Source organism: Williamsia herbipolensis (assembly GCF_000964005.1).
Taxonomy (GTDB): Bacteria; Actinomycetota; Actinomycetes; order Mycobacteriales; family Mycobacteriaceae; genus Williamsia_A; species Williamsia_A herbipolensis.
Genome location: NZ_JXYP01000020.1, coordinates 77,919 through 93,995 on the forward strand (window position 1 = coordinate 77,919; position 16,077 = coordinate 93,995).

Here is a 16,077-nt window from a genome sequence, read left to right on the forward strand (position 1 = left end):
CGTTAGCGGTACTAAGGCTCGACGTACGGCCGAGCCACCCGCTGATGCGGGAGTGCGACAGGAGGGCACGAGATGAGCACACCCACCCAGGACGACACCGCCGACACCCCGAGCCGCGACGAACTCGACGCCCACGTCGCCGAGCGACTCCGGCGACTGACCGAGAACGACCCCCAGGTCGCCGCGGCCCTCCCGAACCCGGACCTCTCCGGCTCCCACGACACCGACACGCCGCTCGCCGTCGTCATCTCCACGGTCCTGCAGGCGTACGCCGACCGACCTGCACTGGGCACGCGTGCCACCGAGACGACCACCGACGCGTCGACCGGCCGCACCACCCGCACGCTCGTACCGCGCTTCGACACCGTCACCTACGGCGAGCTCGGCGACCGCATCGCGGCCGTCGCCGCCGGATGGGCGGAGTTCGTCCGGCCCGGGCAGTTCGTCGCGACCCTGGGCTTCACCAGCGTCGACTATGCCGTGATCGACCTCGCCTGCGCGCACCTCGGCGCGGTGAGCGTCCCGCTGCAGACCAGCGCCACCCCCGCGGCCCTCGCCCCGATCATCACCGAGACCGAGACCACCGTGTTCGCGGTGTCGATCGATCACCTTGCCGACGCCGTCGAGCTCATCACCACCGGTTTCGCACCCTCACGGCTGGTCGTGTTCGACAACTTCACCGACGACGACGACCACCGCGACCTGATCGCGCAGGCCCGAGAGCGCCTGTCCGGCACGGACACCGCGTTCGAGACCCTGGCCGACATCGTCGACCGCGGTCGCACTGCTCCCGCCGTCCCCGCCTTCGGAACGCCCGAATCCGGCGCACAGGACACCTGGGCCGACGCGCTCGCGACCCTCATCTACACCTCGGGCAGCACGGGGACGCCCAAGGGCGCCATGTACCCGACACGCAACGTCGCCCGACTGTGGACCACGTTCTGGTTCGACACCGGCGAGATCCCGGAGATCTCGGTCAACTACATGCCGATGAGCCACGTCGCCGGCCGAGCCGTCCTCGCCAAGACCCTCGGCAGCGGCGGTACCGCGTACTTCGTCGCGGCCAGCGATCTGTCGACCCTGCTCGAGGATCTCGCGCTGGTCCGCCCGACGGCGCTGATGCTCGTCCCGCGCGTGTGCGACATGATCTTCCAGCGCTTCCGCAGCGAGGTCGACCATCGACTCGACGCCGACGCCACCGATGTCGGTGCCGTCGAGGACACGGTGAAGGTCGAGTTGCGGGAGGAGCTGCTCGGCGGACGCGTCCTGTCGGCGATGTGCGGCACCGCGCCACTGGCGCCGGAGATGGCCGAGTTCATCACCACCTGCGCCGACGTACCCCTGGTCGACGGTTACGGCTCCACCGAGGCCGGTCCGGTGCTCATCAACGGCGTCGTCAACCAACCTCCGGTGACCGAGTACAAGCTGATCGACGTCCCCGAGCTGGGGTATCACACCAGCGACACCCCGTATCCGCGTGGCGAACTGGTCTTGAAATCGGACTCGATGTTCCCCGGCTACTACAAGCGTGACGCGGTCACCGCCGAGGTCTTCGACGACGACGGCTTCTATCTGACCGGCGACATCATGGCCGAGACCGAGCCGGGTCATCTCGTCTACCTCGATCGCCGTAAGAACGTCCTCAAACTCTCCCAGGGCGAGTTCGTCGCGGTGTCGCGACTGGAGTCCATCTTCGTCACCGCTGACGGCGTCGCTCAGATCTTCGTCTACGGCAACAGCTCCCGCGCGTTCCTACTCGCCGTCGTGGTGCCCACCGACGAGGTGTCGGCCGAGATCGACTCCGACGCGGCGTTGCGTACCCGACTGCTCGACGCCATCGGCGAGAGCGCCCGCGGCGCCGGACTGAACTCGTACGAGATCCCGCGCGACATCATCGTCGAGCGTTCGCCGTTCACCCGCGAGGCCGGGCTGCTCTCCGGTGTCGGAAAGCTGCTGCGACCGGCGCTGACGGAGCACTACCGCGACCGTCTCGAGGCGCTGTACACCCAGCTCGCCGACGGGCAGAACGACGAGCTGCGTGACCTGCGCCGCCACGGTGGTGACCGCCCGGTGCTCGAGACGGTCACCCGTGCGGCGATGGCCACGGTGGGAGGCTCGGGTCAGGTCGAGGGGAGCGTCCGGTTCTCCGACCTCGGTGGCGACTCGCTGTCGGCGCTGACGTTCTCGAACCTGTTGAGCGACATCTTCGATGTCGAGATCCCGGTCGGTGTGCTGATGAGCGCGGCCACCGATCTGAGCGCCATCGCCGAGCACATCGAGCGCGCACGCGCGGGCGCTGTGCGACCCACCTTCACCTCGGTACACGGCAAGGGTGCCACCGAGGTGTTCGCCGAACAGCTGACACTCGACAAGTTCGTCGACGCCGAGACCCTCTCGGCTGCACCGTCACTGCCCCGGGCACCGGAGAAGCCGGGCACCGTGTTGCTGACCGGGGCCAACGGCTACCTCGGCCGCTTCCTCTGCCTGGAATGGCTGGAACGTCTCGACGCCTCCGACGGCCGGTTGGTGTGCATCATTCGCGGCCGCGACGCCGAGGACGCCCGCGCCCGCCTCGAATCCGCTTTCGACAGCGGCGATCCCGAACTGCTCGCACGTTTCCGGGAACTGGCGGGTCGCCGACTGGAGGTGCTCGCCGGCGACATCGCCGACACCGACCTCGGTCTCGACGCCTCGACGTGGCAGCGTCTGGCCGATGCGGTCGATCTCATCGTCCACCCGGCCGCTCTGGTCAACCACGTTCTGCCGTACGACCAGTTGTTCGGACCGAACGTGGTGGGGACCGCCGAGCTGATCGCGCTGGCACTGACGAGCCGCGTGAAGCCGATCACGTACCTGTCGACCGTCGGTGTCGCCGCCGACGGCGGACCGTCGATCCTCGACGAGGACCTCGACATCCGTTCGGCCAGTGCGCGGCGTGCGGTCGACGAGACCTACGCGAACGGATACGGCAACAGCAAGTGGGCCGGCGAGGTCCTGCTCCGCGAGGCGCACGACCTCTGCGAGTTGCCGGTCGCGGTGTTCCGCTCGGACATGATCCTGGCGCACAGCACATTCGGTGGCCAGCTCAACGTCCCGGACATGTTCACGCGGTTGGTTCTGAGCGTGATCGCGACCGGCGTGGCGCCCGGTTCGTTCTACCGTTCCGAGGACGGTTCGACGGATCGGCCGCGGGCACACTATGACGGTCTGCCCGCGGACTTCACCGCGACCGCGATCACCGATCTCGGTTCCTCGGTGCACAAGGGGTACGAGACCTACAACGTCGTGAACCCGCACGACGACGGCATCTCTCTCGACACCGTCGTCGACTGGCTGGAAGACAGCGGTGTCGCGGTGACCCGCGTCGACGACTACGCCTCGTGGATCGCCCGATTCGAGACCTCGATCCGGGCGCTGCCCGAGGCGCAGCGGCGGGCGTCGCTGCTGCCTCTGCTGCACGCGTTCGCCGAACCCGACACGGCGATCGCGGGGTCGGCCATCCCGTCGCGGCGCTTCGCCGCCGCGGTGGCCGAGGCGCGTATCGGTGACAACGGCGAGATCCCGCACCTCAGTGCGGAACTCATCGCCAAGTACGTCGCCGATCTGCGGTCGCTGGGGCTCATCGACGCCGCCCGCTGATCTCGACCGGGAGGGCGCCCACGGCTACCGGCTGTGGGCGTCCTCGCGGCTGGGCTGGGCGAGCAGCACCGGCAGGCGCGCGAACCCGTTGAGCACGCGGGTGTCTCGTTTGGTGCCCTGACCGGCCGAGGTGATCTGCGGGAACCGGTCGAACAGCGATTTCAGCCCGACCTCGGTCTCGGCCCTGGCCAGAGCGGAGCCCAGGCAGAAGTGCCGCCCGCCGGAGAACGACAGGTGCTTGTTGGCGTTCTCCCGCGTCACGTCGAAACGCTCGGGATCGGTGAACACGTTCGGGTCACGGTTGGCGCCGGCGAGTACCAGCACCATCAGGTCACCCTTCGACAGTGTCTCCCCGCCGACCTCGACGTCACGACGGGCGACACGCGCGGTGATCTGGACCGGGGCCTGCAGGCGCAGCATCTCGTCGGCCGCGTTGGCCCACAGCGTGGGGTTCTCCTGCAGGATCGCCAGCTGCTCTGGGTGCTTGATGAGCAGGTCGATCCCGCTGCCCAGGATGTTGACGGTGGTCTCGAATCCCGCGGCCAGCACCAGACCGGCCGTGGCCCGCAACTCGTCGTCGGTGAGCGACACCCCGTCGTCGGTCGCCCGGATCAGCTGGCTCATGAGGTCGTCGCCGGGGTTGCGGCGCAGTGTCGCGAGGTGGTCGGAGAGCCACTGGTCGAACCCGATGAGCCCGGTCTCCACCCGGGTGAACTGCGCCCAGGTGAGGCCCATGTCGAGGCTCGGGGCGGCGAGTTCGCCGAATTCGAGCACGCGGCCGCGTTCGGACTCGGGGACGCCGAGGATGTCGCTGATGACCGCGACCGGCAGCTCCGCGCAGTAGCGCTCCACGATGTCGATCGGTCCGCTCTGGTCCATCAGCCCGTCGAGCAGACGGTCGGCCGTCTCCTGCACGTTGTCGCGCAATGCCGCGACCGCCCGCGCCGTGAACACCGACGACACCAGCTTGCGATAGGTGGTGTGCTCGGGCGGCTCGGTGGCCAGCAACGACGGCGGACGGAGGGGGTGCAGCGCCCCCGACCGCGTCCGCTCCTCGATCCATTTCAGCGGACCGGGGAGCCGGGACCCGAGAACGATGGTGCGGAAGTCGTCGGACCGCAGCGTGTCGTGGACGATCCCGTGGTCGACGGTCACGCTGGCCAATCGGGAACGCACCACGGGAGCGGCCTCACGGATCTCGCCGTACAGACCCGTCGGATCCTTGCGCGCCGAAGGATCGGCGATCAGCCTCGCCTGCAGATCACCTGCGGCAGCGGCACGACCGGCGACGAAGCGCAGGAATCCGTGCATCGCAAACCATCTCAACCTCATCCGCACTGCGTTGCCCCGACTCATCCTCATCCCACCTTCTACGCACGTGACGCGACTCACTGCCATGATGCTCTTTGTGCACAAGTGTGCACAAGCGCGCGGGCGTGACGGCCCGCCATCGAGAAACCCCCACCTGCACAGACAGGAGACCACCGATGAACCGACTGGCCCAGGACTACCGGGGATGGAAAGCCTTGGGGCCCGGCGGTCTGCCCGCGAACCAGATCGGCTGGGTCATCACCAGCGCGCTGCGACCGTGGGGCCGCGATCCACTCGACGTCAGCGGAGACGACCCGGCCGGCGATGACGTCCACCGTCTGCACCTGCCGGATCGCGACGGGCCGCGGCCCTCCATCGCGCCGTACCCCATCCCTCACCGGGAGACCGGCGCCGACGCGGATGCGACGCGTGTGGCCGATCTGGGGTCGCGGCTGCGAGACGCCGCCGAGGGCAACGGCTTCCACCTCGATCGCAGCCGGTTCGAGAAGCGCGGAGACGCCCTGTTCTGTACCGAGCCCGGCACCGCGTGGGCCCGACACGCGCACGGCGAGATCGCCCATGTACACGGGCAGGGATCGATGCACGTGGTCGCGGCACCCGCCGATGTACACGAGATCATCGACCGCGGCTGGGGCGAACGACACCCACTCGCGGGCAGGATCGGTCTGCCCGACAGCTATCTGTTCCTCTACGCCCCGCGCACCGATGACGAACAGGCAGTCGTGGAGCAGATCATCGATCGGGTGATGCACACCGCCCGATGATCGCGGCGGCGCCAGGCCTGCGGATCAGGCCTTCGCACCGATGGTGTTGGTGACCGAGCCGATGACGTCGATGGAGAGGGTGACGGTGTTGCCCGGCGCGATCCACCGATCGAGTTCCAACCCGCAGCCCGACGGCAGTGTGCCCGAGGTCATCATCTCGCCGGGGAACACGTCTTCGCCGCGACTCGCGTAGGCGACGGTGTCACCCGGTCCCCACCGCAGTCCCGCGGTGCCGGTGGACGACCACGTCTCGCCGTCGACCACCACCGACGCCGACAGATCGTCGAGTCGATCCAGCACCTCGTCGGCGGTCACGACGACCGACCCCATCGAACTGGCGAACGTCTTCGTCTTCACGACCGGCCCGAACGAGCCGTTGCGTTGTTCGTCCCACTGGGTGTCACGTGCACTGAGATCGTTGAACACGACGAAGCCACCGATCGCGTCGGCACCCAGGGCGGGGGTCGCATCGCGCAGGGGCCGGTCCACGATCATCCCGAACTCGAGCTCGAAATCGAGTAGATCGGAGTACGACGGCCATGGGACGACATCGCCGTCGCCGAGGATCGTCAGGTGGTTGCCGGTGTAGTACATCGGGTGATCGGCGAACGACGCCCCGGGGCGCAGGGCGGGGAAGTCCTTGCGCGTCACCATCTCGACACCGCGGATGAACGGCATCGCGGCGGGGATGTTGCGGCGCACGAGTTGGTGGGCGGCCTGGCTCCAGTGCTGTTCCCATCCCATGAAGCAGCGCAGCGACGCCGGCTGCAGCGGTCGGGTGGGCGTCGGCGTCACCACGGCGACGTTCTCGGCGACCGCACGGTCCATCAGGGATGCCGCGGTGTCGCGACCGCGTTCGCGGGAGGCGAGGAACGCGAGCACGCCGCGTGTCGCTTCGCCCCGCGCGCCGGGGTCGAGCGCCTGCGCCGCGGCGTCGAGGTCGATCCACTGCTGCGACGTCTCGTGCCACGCGGCGACCGCCGACGTCTCGCCCGATCCGACCGTACGAACCCGCATCGTCCACCCTCCGACTGTGGTCCCGTCGTCGGGACCGGTTGGGCTCAGACCCTACGTCAACAGCTGTTGCGGACCCGTCCTTCTGCACGGCGACAGGAGATCTCCACAGAGGACGGGGCGCTCGGTCGGATGGACGACGGGTGTCTCAGCCGATGGCGTCGAGTTCGGCCATCGCGTCGGCGGGGAGTTCGAGGGCCGCGGCGGCGATGTTCTCCCGCAGGTGGTCACGCGAGGAGGTGCCGGGGATCAGAAGGATGTTGGGGGAGCGCGCGAGCAGCCACGCAAGGGCCACGCTCATCGCGGACGCCTGCAGGCGCGCGGCGACGGCGTCGAGTCGGTCGGACTGCAACGGCGAGAACCCGCCGAGCGGGAAGTACGGCACGAAACCGATCCCGTCCGCGGCCAGCTCGTCGACGAGCGCGTCGTCGACGCGGTGAGCCACGTTGTAGTTGTTCTGCACGCAGACGATCGGGGCGATCGATCGCGCCTCGGCCACCTGCTCGGCGTTCACGTTGCTGACGCCCAGGTGTCTGATCAGCCCCTCCCGCTGCATCTCGACGAGGTGCGTGAACGGCTCGGCCAGCGAACCCGGAATGGCCTCACCGAACCCACCGACCCGCAGGTTGACCACGTCGAGGGCGTCGAGGCCCAGGTTCGTCAGGTTGTCGTGCACGGCGGATCGCAGGTCGTCACGCGACAACGCCGACGGCCAGTTGCCCTCCGCGTCGCGACGAGCACCCACCTTCGTGACGATGTGCAGATCATCCGGGTAGGGGTGCAGGGCCTCGCGGATGATCTGGTTCGTGACGTGCGGTCCGTAGAAGTCGCTGGTGTCAACGTGGGTGATCCCGGCGTCGACCACTGCACGCAGCACGGCCACCGCGGCATCGCGGTCGGCCGGCGGGCCGAACACGTGCGGGCCGGCCAATTGCATGGCGCCGTAACCCATCCGGGTCACGGTGATGTCGTCGGAGAGGGCGAAGACCCCCGCGGTCGCGATCGCGTCGTTCATCCCTCGATGCTACGGACGATGGCGACCGCGGGGTCCGCACCCCGCCAGAGTGCGGACTCGGGTCAGGTGCGGTCGGTCGCGGCTCGGAGCCGCTCGATCTCCTCGGAGGCCTGCGCCTTCGTGAGATCTGCCGAGAGGGTCTCCCCTGCGTCGCGCGCGAGGGTGTCGAGGTAGCTCCGCTGGGCTCCGGTCATCGGCTCGTCGCCGGTCACCCAGTCCTCGGGATCCTTCTCGGTGGTGTTGCCGGCGTCGGCTCCGATGACATCGGAACCGGTGGTGGACGCAGTGTCAGGTGTCGAACCTGTGTTCGAATCAGTCATGACTCGACAGTACGCGTCCGCGGCCATCGGTGCCCACCATCTCGCGTCACAGCATGTGGTTGCGTGCGTAGATCCTCGCCGCGCGCGGCGTCAGCAGACCGACCTCGTCGAGGAACTGCATGAGGTGCACCGAACCGCTGCGCACCATCCGGTGATGGTGGTCGTTGCCGAGCATCGCCGCCACCGCACGGCGACGGTCGAGACCCGCGTCGGTGAACGCCTGCGGGCGCACGAGACTGCAGATGATCAGCTCGGCGCCCAACGCGATCAAGACCGCGCTCGTCTCACGGCGTAGTCGTCCGGCGCCGGCCATCGCCTCGCGGACCTGTTCGCGCGCGAAACGCATGTGCCGCGACTCCTCGAGCACGTGAATCTCGTTGATCGTCTGGATCATGGGCAGCACCCGCGGGTCACCCAGCGAACCCCGCTGCATGACGTCGAGGATCTCCTCGGCGACCAGGATCCCGCCGTAGGCGAGCTCGCCGCCGGCCGTGTTCATGAAGAACCGTCCGAGCGTGGCCACCCGCGGGCCGGGACGGTAGGACGTGCCGACCATCTTCTGCGCCGCCAGGGCGAACATGAGCGAGTGCCGACACTCATCGGCGACCTCGGTCATCGCGAACCGGAACTCCTCGGACTGCACGGGCGAGGAACGCTGGTCGCGGATCACCATCTTCTGCAGGGCCATCTCGAACCAGATGCCGATCGTCATGGTCGAGGCGAACTCGTGGCGGGTGAGCGTGACCCGCTGCTCCTCGGTCAATTCATCCCAGTAGTCGGTGCCGTAGAGCGTCGACCACTCGGGCGAACATCCGTGTTTGGTCGGGTCGAGGGGGGCTTTCCAGTCGATCTCGGTCATCGCGTTCCGCGACGCCAGCACCGACGAGTCCGCGAGACGCCGCGTGATCGCCTCCATGCCCACGTCGAGAGTGCTCGTCGCCGGTGCGACCGGTCGATCGTCCATCGTCGTCATCGCGTTCCCATCACACACAGTGCCATTGTCTGATGTCAGAGTAGCGCTATGTGTGACGCGGGGGAACACCTACCGCATCACCCCAGCGTGTCGGCGTAGAGGGCACGGAGCTCCGTGAAGCTGCGTTCGGCCCCTGCCTCCTGATACATCGAGGTGTCGGCCATCGAGTACCCGTGCGGGGCGTCGGGGTAGATCTCGTTGGTGGCCGTCAATCCCGCGTCGTCGAGCGCCGACCCGAGCGCCGCCACGGCGTCGGGGCCCATCGACCGGTCGTTGTCCGCGTGCCCGTAGACGAACCGCGCGCGAGCCGTGGCCAGTGACAGATGCGGACTGTCGTCGTCGTCGGTCACGAGCCCACCTCCGTGGAACCCGGCCGCGGCCACGACGTTGTCCGGGAACTGTCCGGCGTAACGCGTCACGAGACGAGCACCCATGCAGTACCCCACCGTCCCGACGCGGTCACCGACGACGGCGTCGAGACCGAGGAGCGCGGAGTGGTAGGCCACGATGTCGCTGACGGCCCGCTCAGTGGTGAGAGCAGCCATCCGCGGACCGACACCGGCGAAGAACTCCTCACGGGCACCGGGCTCGCGGAGGTCCACGGTCGGCATCAGCGTCGCGACATCGCCGTCGCGGTAGAAGACGTTGGGCGACAACACCACATATCCCCAGGACGCGATGCGCTCGGCCATGGTGACGATCTGCGGGCGCAGTCCGATGGCGTCCATGAAGAGCAGGACCCCCGGGCCGTTTCCTGCCGGGGGAGTGGCGACATGGGCTTGGGCGGTTCCGTCATGCGTGTCGACGGTGATGAGATCCATGACCTCCACCGTACGTGCGGAGCCGCCGTCTGCACCGACGGCGGGACGACCCGAATCAGCCGGCGAGCGGTGCCGGCGCGTCGGGCGCCTGCGGCACAACGGCCGCACCGGTGAACATGTCCCGGCGCCACGGGCTCACGGTCGGTTTCCCATACTCCATGTCGCGCAGGCGTTTTGCCAGTGCCGGCAGCTCCCGTACGTGGAGCACGGCCGCCATCTCGGAGTACCAGCGCAGGACATCGATGACCGACATGTCCAGTATGGCAGCGACTTCGGCCAGGGAACGACCCTCGGCGACGAGGTCGGCGATCGACTTGTGGGTGCCGATCGGGAGGGCGGGTTTCACAACGTTTTCGCTCACGTCTCCGACGGTAGGACGCCGATGGCCGACGGCGAAAGCACCACGGTGACTTCGGTGCGCGAACGATGCCCCGGTCACGAAATGGTCACGACAGCCGATGAGAATCCGCGGCGAGGCGAGTCTGCCCCTGCGTCCACCGCCACACCGAACAGGAGTTCAGTCATGGGAGTCATCCACATCGCAACCTTCGCCACCCTCGATCTCGTGGGCCAGGCCCCCGGTGGTCCCGACGAGGATCCCGACGGCTTCGCCTACGGCGGATGGCAGGCGCCACTGGTCGACGAGATCAGCGGTGCGCAGGTGCAGGCCGCCTACGAGGGCACCGACGCGCTGCTGCTCGGTCGGCGTACCTTCGACATCTTCGCCGCGTACTGGCCGGACCAGACCGGCGACTTCGCCCGCCTGTTCAACCGCATCCCCAAGTACGTCGCCTCGCGCAGTACACCCGACCTGTCCTGGGAGGGATCGACCCACCTCGGTCCCGATCTCGCCGCCGAGGTGCGCGCGATCCGCGAGCGACACGACCACGTGACGGTCGTCGGCAGTCTGGATCTCCTGCAGACGCTTCTCTCCGAGGGACTGTTCGATCGGATCGACCTGTGGCTCCACCCGGTGGTCCTGGGGGCGGGCAAGAAGGTGTTCACCGACGCGGTGACACCAGGACGGGTCCGCCTGGTCGGATCACCGGAGGTGAGCCCGGGCGGCATCGTGTACCTGCGGTACGCACGGGTCGACGGCGCCCCCGAGACCGGCGACATGACCCGACTCGACGGCGATCCGACATAGCGCGGGGGCATACTTCTCGACGAGCCGCTCAGTTCGCGGCAGCGGCGCCGGACAGCCCCGTCCACCGCGCCCACGCACAGATCAGGAGTGCCATGTCGCCCGAGAACGAATCCCCGGACATCAAGCCCCGCAGCCGCGACGTCACCGACGGCCTCGAGAAGACCGCGGCCCGCGGCATGCTGCGCGCGGTCGGGATGGGCGACGAGGACTGGGGCAAGTCGCAGATCGGCGTCGCCTCCTCGTGGAACGAGATCACCCCGTGCAACCTGTCGCTGCAGCGTCTGGCGAAGGCGGTGAAGGAGGGTGTGTCCGCAGCCGGTGGGTTCCCGCTCGAGTTCGGCACCATCTCGGTCTCCGACGGGATCTCGATGGGCCACGAGGGCATGCATTTCTCCCTGGTGTCCCGTGAGGTGATCGCGGACAGCGTCGAAACCGTGGTCAGTGCCGAACGCCTCGACGGATCGGTCCTCCTCGCGGGGTGCGACAAGTCGCTACCCGGGATGCTGATGGCCGCGGCACGCCTCGACCTGGCCAGCGTGTTCCTCTACGCCGGATCCACGCTGCCCGGCTTCGCGAAGCTCTCCGACGGCAGCGAGCACCAGGTGACCATCATCGACGCATTCGAGGCCGTGGGCGCCTGTTCGCGAGGACTCATGTCGCGGGAGGACGTCGACACCATCGAGCGCGCCATCTGCCCCGGGGAGGGGGCATGCGGCGGCATGTACACCGCCAACACCATGGCGAGCGCAGCCGAGGCGCTCGGTATGTCGTTGCCCGGCAGCGCGTCTCCGCCGGCTCCGGACCGTCGTCGCGATCAGTTCGCCCACGCCAGCGGCGAGGCCGTGGTGGAGTTGCTCCGGCGCGGCATCACCGCCCGCGACATCCTCACCAAGGAGGCGTTCGAGAACGCGATCGCGGTGGTGATGGCGTTCGGCGGCTCCACGAACGCGGTGCTGCATCTCCTCGCCATCGCCCGCGAGGCGGAGGTCGAGCTGACCCTCGACGACTTCACCCGCATCGGTTCCCGGGTCCCGCACCTGGCCGACGTCAAACCGTTCGGCAAGCACGTGATGACCGACGTCGACGCCATCGGCGGCGTCCCGGTCGTGATGAAGGCCCTCCTCGACGCGGGGCTGGTGAACGGCGACTGCCTCACCGTCACCGGAAAGACCATGTCGGAGAACCTGGCTCACATCACCCCACCCGACCCCGACGGCAAGGTGCTGCGCGCCATGTCCGATCCGATCCACCCGACCGGCGGGATCACGATCCTCAAGGGATCGCTGGCGCCGGGCGGGGCGGTGGTGAAGTCGGCGGGGTTCGACTCCGACGTCTTCGAGGGCACCGCAAGGGTTTTCGAGCGTGAGCGCGCGGCGATGGACGCCCTCGAGGACGGCACGATCGCGGCGGGCGACGTGGTCGTCATCCGCTACGAGGGCCCCAAGGGCGGCCCCGGGATGCGCGAGATGCTGGCCATCACCGGCGCGATCAAGGGCGCCGGTCTGGGCAAGGACGTCCTGCTGCTCACCGACGGTCGGTTCTCGGGCGGCACCACCGGGCTGTGCGTCGGCCATGTGGCGCCCGAGGCGGTCGACGCCGGCCCCATCGCCTTCGTGGCCGACGGTGACAGGATCCGGCTCGACGTCGGTAGGGGCACACTCGATCTGCTCGTCGACGAGACGGAACTCGAGGCGCGTCGTCAGGACTGGGCGCCGCTGCCCCCGCGCTACACCCGCGGCGTGCTGGCGAAGTACACCAAGCTCGTGGGCTCCGCGTCCGAGGGTGCGGTGCTGACCTGAGCAGCAGCAAGGGGTCGGTCCTCGTCGTCGGGGCCGGCCCCGGCATCGGGCGGTCGGTGGCGCGACGTTTCGCCGCGGCCGGCCACCCTGTGGGGGTGATCGCACGATCGCCGTCGACGATCGACGCGCTCCTCGGCGATCTCCCGGACACCGCGGCCGGCGCACGGGCCGATGTCGCGGACGACAGCGCCCTGAGGAGCGCCGTCGCGGGTCTCGTCGATCGGCTGGGGGTACCCGAACTCGTCGTCTACAACGCCGGGGTCATCCGCACCGACACGGTCGGCGACCTCGACGTACGGACCTTGCTCGACACCTACGCGGTCAACGTCGCCGGAGCGGTGGTCACCGCCGCGACACTGTTGCCCCGCATGCGCGCGCAGCGGGGAGGTCGCTTCCTGCTCACGGCGGGTATGCCACACCCACTCCCCGAACTGACGAGCCTGTCACTCGGCAAGGCCGGGCTGCGGACGCTCGCCGAACTCCTCGACTCCGGCCACCTCGACCACGGCGTTCGGTGCGCCACGGTGACCGTGTGCGGTCCGGTGGCTCCGAACACGCGGTACGACCCCGATCTCATCGCCGAGACGTACGAGCAGATGCACCGTCGATCCGACACCGAATGGGTCACCGACGTGCGATTCGGTGACCCCGCGGACGCCGCGGGCTGACCACAGCCACCGATCCGACGAGACCGATGAGTTCTCGGTGCGTCCGGGGTCTACATCATCGACACCGACCGATGGAGGTATGCGATGTTCGATCTGGGCCTGCGACGCAGGAGATGCGCCGTCTCGTCGGCGGGGTCGCCGACGACGATCTCGATCGACCCACCCCGTGCGACGACTGGACCGTGCGCGACCTGTTGGCACACATCCACCAGTTCAGCAGCGTCTTCACCGACAATGCCCGCAAGGCCCCGATGAGGCCACCGGACGGTCTGGTGGGGGACTGGCGCACCGCCATACCGGAGCAGCTCGAGGATCTCGCGGCGGCCTGGGCCGAACCCGGCGCGTGGGAGGGACGTGTGAGCGCGGGCGGTGTCGAGATGCCGGCACGGGACAACGCCGTCGTCGCCGTCGAGGAACTGACCGTGCACGCATGGGATCTGGCTCGTGCCACCGATCAGCGCGTACACGTCCAGGACGCGACCCTCGACGAGGTCGAGCGCTTCTTCACCATGTTCCCACCGGATCCCGAGACCGGGACCGGGCCGTTCGGACCGGTGACGCCGATCGCTGACGACGCCGACCGGCTGCACCGTGTCCTCGCGCTGGCCGGGCGTGATCCCCGCACGAACACGACCGACGAACAAACGGGGCCCCGATGAGCCGCACCCACCTGTCGATGTCGATGTCGGCGGACGGTTTCGTCGCCGGTCCGCAGCAGAGTGCCGACCACCCGCTCGGCATCGGCGGGCAACGCGTCCACGCCTGGCACATCGGACCCGGTCTCGATCACCCCGTGAACCGACAGGTGATGTCGGAGATGCTCGACGACATGGGCGCGACCATCATGGGCCGCAACATGTTCGGACCGGTGCGCGGTGAATGGGGCGCGTCGGACTGGACCGGCTGGTGGGGTGACGAGCCGCCGTATCACTGCCCGGTCTTCGTCCTCACCCACCACGCCCGCGAGCCGATCGAGCTCGAGGGCGGCACGACCTTCTTCTTCGTGACCGACGGGATCGAGTCGGCCTATGCCCAGGCCACCGCGGTCGCGGCGGGCCGCTCGATCTCCATCGCCGGCGGCGCGTCGTGTGCGCGGCAGGCCATCTCGGCCGGGATCGTCGACGAGATCGACATCCAGCTCAGTCCCGAGATCCTGGGCTCCGGCGAGCGGTTGTTCGACGGGTTCGCGCCGGGGCGGCCCGAACTCGAACTGGTCCGGGTGCTCGAGGCCCCGGGGGTGGCACACCTGCGGTACCGCGTCGTGCGCTGAACGCGCCGAAGCCGTCCGACGCCGACGCATAGGATGGGTTCAACGGGGCCGACACGACGGCCCTCTCGGCAACGAAGCGGTGACACATGGGTTTTGAGCGTCTTCTCGCCAACGTCGACGACGCGCGGAGCAACGGGTGGTTCGTCGAGGGGTCGGTCAGCGACACCGAGATGGAGTTCCTCGAGTCCCTGGCACGCCGCGACGATGTTCGCCGGATCGTCGAGATCGGTTTCAACGCCGGCTTCTCCAGCCACGCCTTCCTGCGCGCCGATCCGCAGGTGGAGGTCACCTCGTTCGACCTCGGCGACCACGAATACGTGTCCACGGCCAAACAGTGCATCGACGACGAGTTCCCCGGCCGTCACACACTCATCACCGGCGATTCCACGCAGACCGTCCCGGCGTTCGCCGAGGAGCACACGGGGGAGACCTTCGACGTCCTGTTCATCGACGGCGGCCACACCTACGAGGTCGCCTCCGCCGACATCGCCAACATGGCGCGGCTGGCCCACGCGAGCTCGGTGGTCATGATCGACGACCTGCTCCCGCACAAGCCGTTCGGCGAGGGACCGGTGCAGGCGTGGCGCGAGGCGATCGAGACATCGGTCGTCGTGGAGACCGGTCTCTATCAGGACGGCGAGATGGTCGACGCCGTCACCACCGACGCGGCGCGTGCGTGGGCGACCGGCCGCTACGCCTGATCCGTATCAGGACGGGTCTGGGTCCAGGGATCGGTGATCATGCGGGTCATCTCCTCGACCCAGGCGTCGTCCAGTATGGCGTCCTGCCTGATGAGCAGACGGACGATGACCGTGCCGGCCACCACCTCGGCGAGCATGGGTAGGCGGTCGTCGGGCCGACGCCCCCGGCCGAATCGGGACTCGAACGCCGTCAGGTTGCCCGCGAGCCGACTGATCATCATGGCGTGCACGTCGCGGTCGGCCACGGTGTCGGCGATCAGGCCCGGCAACGCCACCCGCACATAGGGCTTGTCGAACATGGCGCGCACGGTCTCGACGACCGCCCGGATCTCGCCGTGGATGTCGTCGGAGCCGTCGGCGGCGGGCACGGAATCGGCCGACAACACCGCCTCGTGGACGAGCTGGGTCTTGCCCGACCAGCGACGGTAGATCGCCGCCGTCGTCGTACCCGCGCGCGCCGCGATCGCCGACAGCGACAGAGCGGGGTAGCCGGTCTCGACGATCAGTTCCCGCGTCGCCGCGATGATCGCCGCGTCGATCCGCGAATCCCGCGGGCGACCCGCCGTCGACGGAGCCGACCCCTTGTTTTCGCCACGGCTTTCTGGTGCCATGAC

Annotated in this window: 16 protein-coding genes; 8 read left to right on the forward strand and 8 right to left on the reverse strand. The window is 68.7% G+C overall.

The genetic code is table 11. From position 1 onward, the window contains the following. The first annotated feature begins 72 nt into the window (after positions 1 to 72). Positions 73 to 3,639 carry a carboxylic acid reductase gene (gene car / locus TU34_RS10505; protein ID WP_082080135.1) on the forward strand — a complete coding sequence of 1,189 codons (3,567 nt, stop codon included), beginning with the start codon at positions 73 to 75 and terminating at the stop codon, positions 3,637 to 3,639. A gap of 24 nt (positions 3,640 to 3,663) precedes the next feature. Here the strand turns inward: car and TU34_RS10510 are convergent, their stop codons facing one another. After that, a complete protein-coding gene (locus TU34_RS10510) occupies positions 3,664 to 4,977 on the reverse strand; it encodes a cytochrome P450 (protein WP_045822827.1) in 1,314 nt (437 codons plus the stop codon). Positions 4,978 to 5,126: 149 nt separating this feature from the next. Here TU34_RS10510 and TU34_RS22345 point away from each other — a divergent pair, with 149 nt between their 5' ends. Continuing rightward, positions 5,127 to 5,735 carry a luciferase domain-containing protein gene (locus tag TU34_RS22345; protein ID WP_052688856.1) on the forward strand — a complete coding sequence of 203 codons (609 nt, stop codon included), beginning with the start codon at positions 5,127 to 5,129 and terminating at the stop codon, positions 5,733 to 5,735. Positions 5,736 to 5,759: 24 nt separating this feature from the next. Here TU34_RS22345 and TU34_RS10520 read toward each other — a convergent pair whose 3' ends face one another. The 6 genes from TU34_RS10520 to TU34_RS10545 form a co-directional block, all read right to left on the reverse strand. Continuing rightward, positions 5,760 to 6,752 carry a fumarylacetoacetate hydrolase family protein gene (locus TU34_RS10520; protein ID WP_045822828.1) on the reverse strand — a complete coding sequence of 331 codons (993 nt, stop codon included), beginning with the start codon at positions 6,750 to 6,752 and terminating at the stop codon, positions 5,760 to 5,762. A gap of 145 nt (positions 6,753 to 6,897) precedes the next feature. Then, positions 6,898 to 7,764, reverse strand: a complete 867-nt coding sequence (locus tag TU34_RS10525) for an oxidoreductase (RefSeq protein ID WP_045822829.1) — start codon at positions 7,762 to 7,764, stop codon at positions 6,898 to 6,900. A gap of 62 nt (positions 7,765 to 7,826) precedes the next feature. Next, a complete protein-coding gene (locus tag TU34_RS10530) occupies positions 7,827 to 8,084 on the reverse strand; it encodes a DUF3072 domain-containing protein (protein WP_045822830.1) in 258 nt (85 codons plus the stop codon). Between the two features lie 46 nt (positions 8,085 to 8,130). Beyond that, entirely contained in the window at positions 8,131 to 9,057 is a 927-nt protein-coding gene (locus TU34_RS10535; RefSeq protein WP_045822831.1) for an AurF N-oxygenase family protein, read from the reverse strand. A 77-nt stretch (positions 9,058 to 9,134) separates the two neighbouring features. After that, positions 9,135 to 9,878 (reverse strand): dienelactone hydrolase family protein, encoded by a 744-nt coding sequence (locus tag TU34_RS10540; RefSeq protein WP_045822960.1) that lies wholly within the window; start codon positions 9,876 to 9,878, stop codon positions 9,135 to 9,137. 55 nt (positions 9,879 to 9,933) lie between these two features. After that, the gene (locus TU34_RS10545) at positions 9,934 to 10,239 is read right to left on the reverse strand and encodes a hypothetical protein (protein WP_150116482.1); all 306 of its coding nucleotides are present in this window, start codon (positions 10,237 to 10,239) and stop codon (positions 9,934 to 9,936) included. Positions 10,240 to 10,401: 162 nt separating this feature from the next. Here TU34_RS10545 and TU34_RS10550 point away from each other — a divergent pair, with 162 nt between their 5' ends. The 6 genes from TU34_RS10550 to TU34_RS10575 all read left to right on the forward strand — a co-directional run bounded on the left by TU34_RS10550 (position 10,402) and on the right by TU34_RS10575 (position 15,463). After that, positions 10,402 to 11,025 carry a dihydrofolate reductase family protein gene (locus TU34_RS10550; RefSeq protein WP_045822833.1) on the forward strand — a complete coding sequence of 208 codons (624 nt, stop codon included), beginning with the start codon at positions 10,402 to 10,404 and terminating at the stop codon, positions 11,023 to 11,025. Between the two features lie 92 nt (positions 11,026 to 11,117). Continuing rightward, entirely contained in the window at positions 11,118 to 12,824 is a 1,707-nt protein-coding gene (gene ilvD / locus TU34_RS10555; RefSeq protein WP_045822834.1) for a dihydroxy-acid dehydratase, read from the forward strand. Next, positions 12,821 to 13,492 (forward strand): SDR family oxidoreductase, encoded by a 672-nt coding sequence (locus tag TU34_RS10560; RefSeq protein WP_045822835.1) that lies wholly within the window; start codon positions 12,821 to 12,823, stop codon positions 13,490 to 13,492. Before ilvD ends, TU34_RS10560 begins: the two co-directional genes overlap by 4 nt. 71 nt (positions 13,493 to 13,563) lie before the next feature. Then, positions 13,564 to 14,151: a TIGR03086 family metal-binding protein gene (locus TU34_RS10565; RefSeq protein WP_045822836.1), complete on the forward strand. Its 588-nt coding sequence runs from the start codon at positions 13,564 to 13,566 to the stop codon at positions 14,149 to 14,151. Next, the gene (locus TU34_RS10570) at positions 14,148 to 14,762 is read left to right on the forward strand and encodes a dihydrofolate reductase family protein (protein WP_045822837.1); all 615 of its coding nucleotides are present in this window, start codon (positions 14,148 to 14,150) and stop codon (positions 14,760 to 14,762) included. The genes TU34_RS10565 and TU34_RS10570 overlap by 4 nt, the downstream gene beginning before the upstream one ends. Positions 14,763 to 14,848: 86 nt before the next feature. Then, positions 14,849 to 15,463 carry a class I SAM-dependent methyltransferase gene (locus TU34_RS10575; RefSeq protein WP_045822838.1) on the forward strand — a complete coding sequence of 205 codons (615 nt, stop codon included), beginning with the start codon at positions 14,849 to 14,851 and terminating at the stop codon, positions 15,461 to 15,463. Here TU34_RS10575 and TU34_RS10580 read toward each other — a convergent pair. Next, a complete protein-coding gene (locus TU34_RS10580; protein ID WP_045822839.1) occupies positions 15,454 to 16,074 on the reverse strand; it encodes a TetR-like C-terminal domain-containing protein in 621 nt (206 codons plus the stop codon). The two genes, TU34_RS10575 and TU34_RS10580, sit on opposite strands and share 10 nt — an antisense overlap. Positions 16,075 to 16,077 lie beyond the last annotated feature (3 nt).

Coding starts and splice junctions, on each gene's coding strand:
- car (WP_082080135.1), top strand. CDS start 73: ATGAGCACACCCACCCAGGACGACACCGCCGACACCCCGAGCCGCGAC.
- TU34_RS22345 (WP_052688856.1), top strand. CDS start 5,127: ATGAACCGACTGGCCCAGGACTACCGGGGATGGAAAGCCTTGGGGCCC.
- TU34_RS10520 (WP_045822828.1), bottom strand. CDS start 6,752: ATGCGGGTTCGTACGGTCGGATCGGGCGAGACGTCGGCGGTCGCCGCG.
- TU34_RS10525 (WP_045822829.1), bottom strand. CDS start 7,764: ATGAACGACGCGATCGCGACCGCGGGGGTCTTCGCCCTCTCCGACGAC.
- TU34_RS10530 (WP_045822830.1), bottom strand. CDS start 8,084: ATGACTGATTCGAACACAGGTTCGACACCTGACACTGCGTCCACCACC.
- TU34_RS10535 (WP_045822831.1), bottom strand. CDS start 9,057: ATGACGACGATGGACGATCGACCGGTCGCACCGGCGACGAGCACTCTC.
- TU34_RS10540 (WP_045822960.1), bottom strand. CDS start 9,878: ATGGATCTCATCACCGTCGACACGCATGACGGAACCGCCCAAGCCCAT.
- TU34_RS10550 (WP_045822833.1), top strand. CDS start 10,402: ATGGGAGTCATCCACATCGCAACCTTCGCCACCCTCGATCTCGTGGGC.
- ilvD (WP_045822834.1), top strand. CDS start 11,118: ATGTCGCCCGAGAACGAATCCCCGGACATCAAGCCCCGCAGCCGCGAC.
- TU34_RS10565 (WP_045822836.1), top strand. CDS start 13,564: ATGGAGGTATGCGATGTTCGATCTGGGCCTGCGACGCAGGAGATGCGC.
- TU34_RS10570 (WP_045822837.1), top strand. CDS start 14,148: ATGAGCCGCACCCACCTGTCGATGTCGATGTCGGCGGACGGTTTCGTC.
- TU34_RS10575 (WP_045822838.1), top strand. CDS start 14,849: ATGGGTTTTGAGCGTCTTCTCGCCAACGTCGACGACGCGCGGAGCAAC.
- TU34_RS10580 (WP_045822839.1), bottom strand. CDS start 16,074: ATGGCACCAGAAAGCCGTGGCGAAAACAAGGGGTCGGCTCCGTCGACG.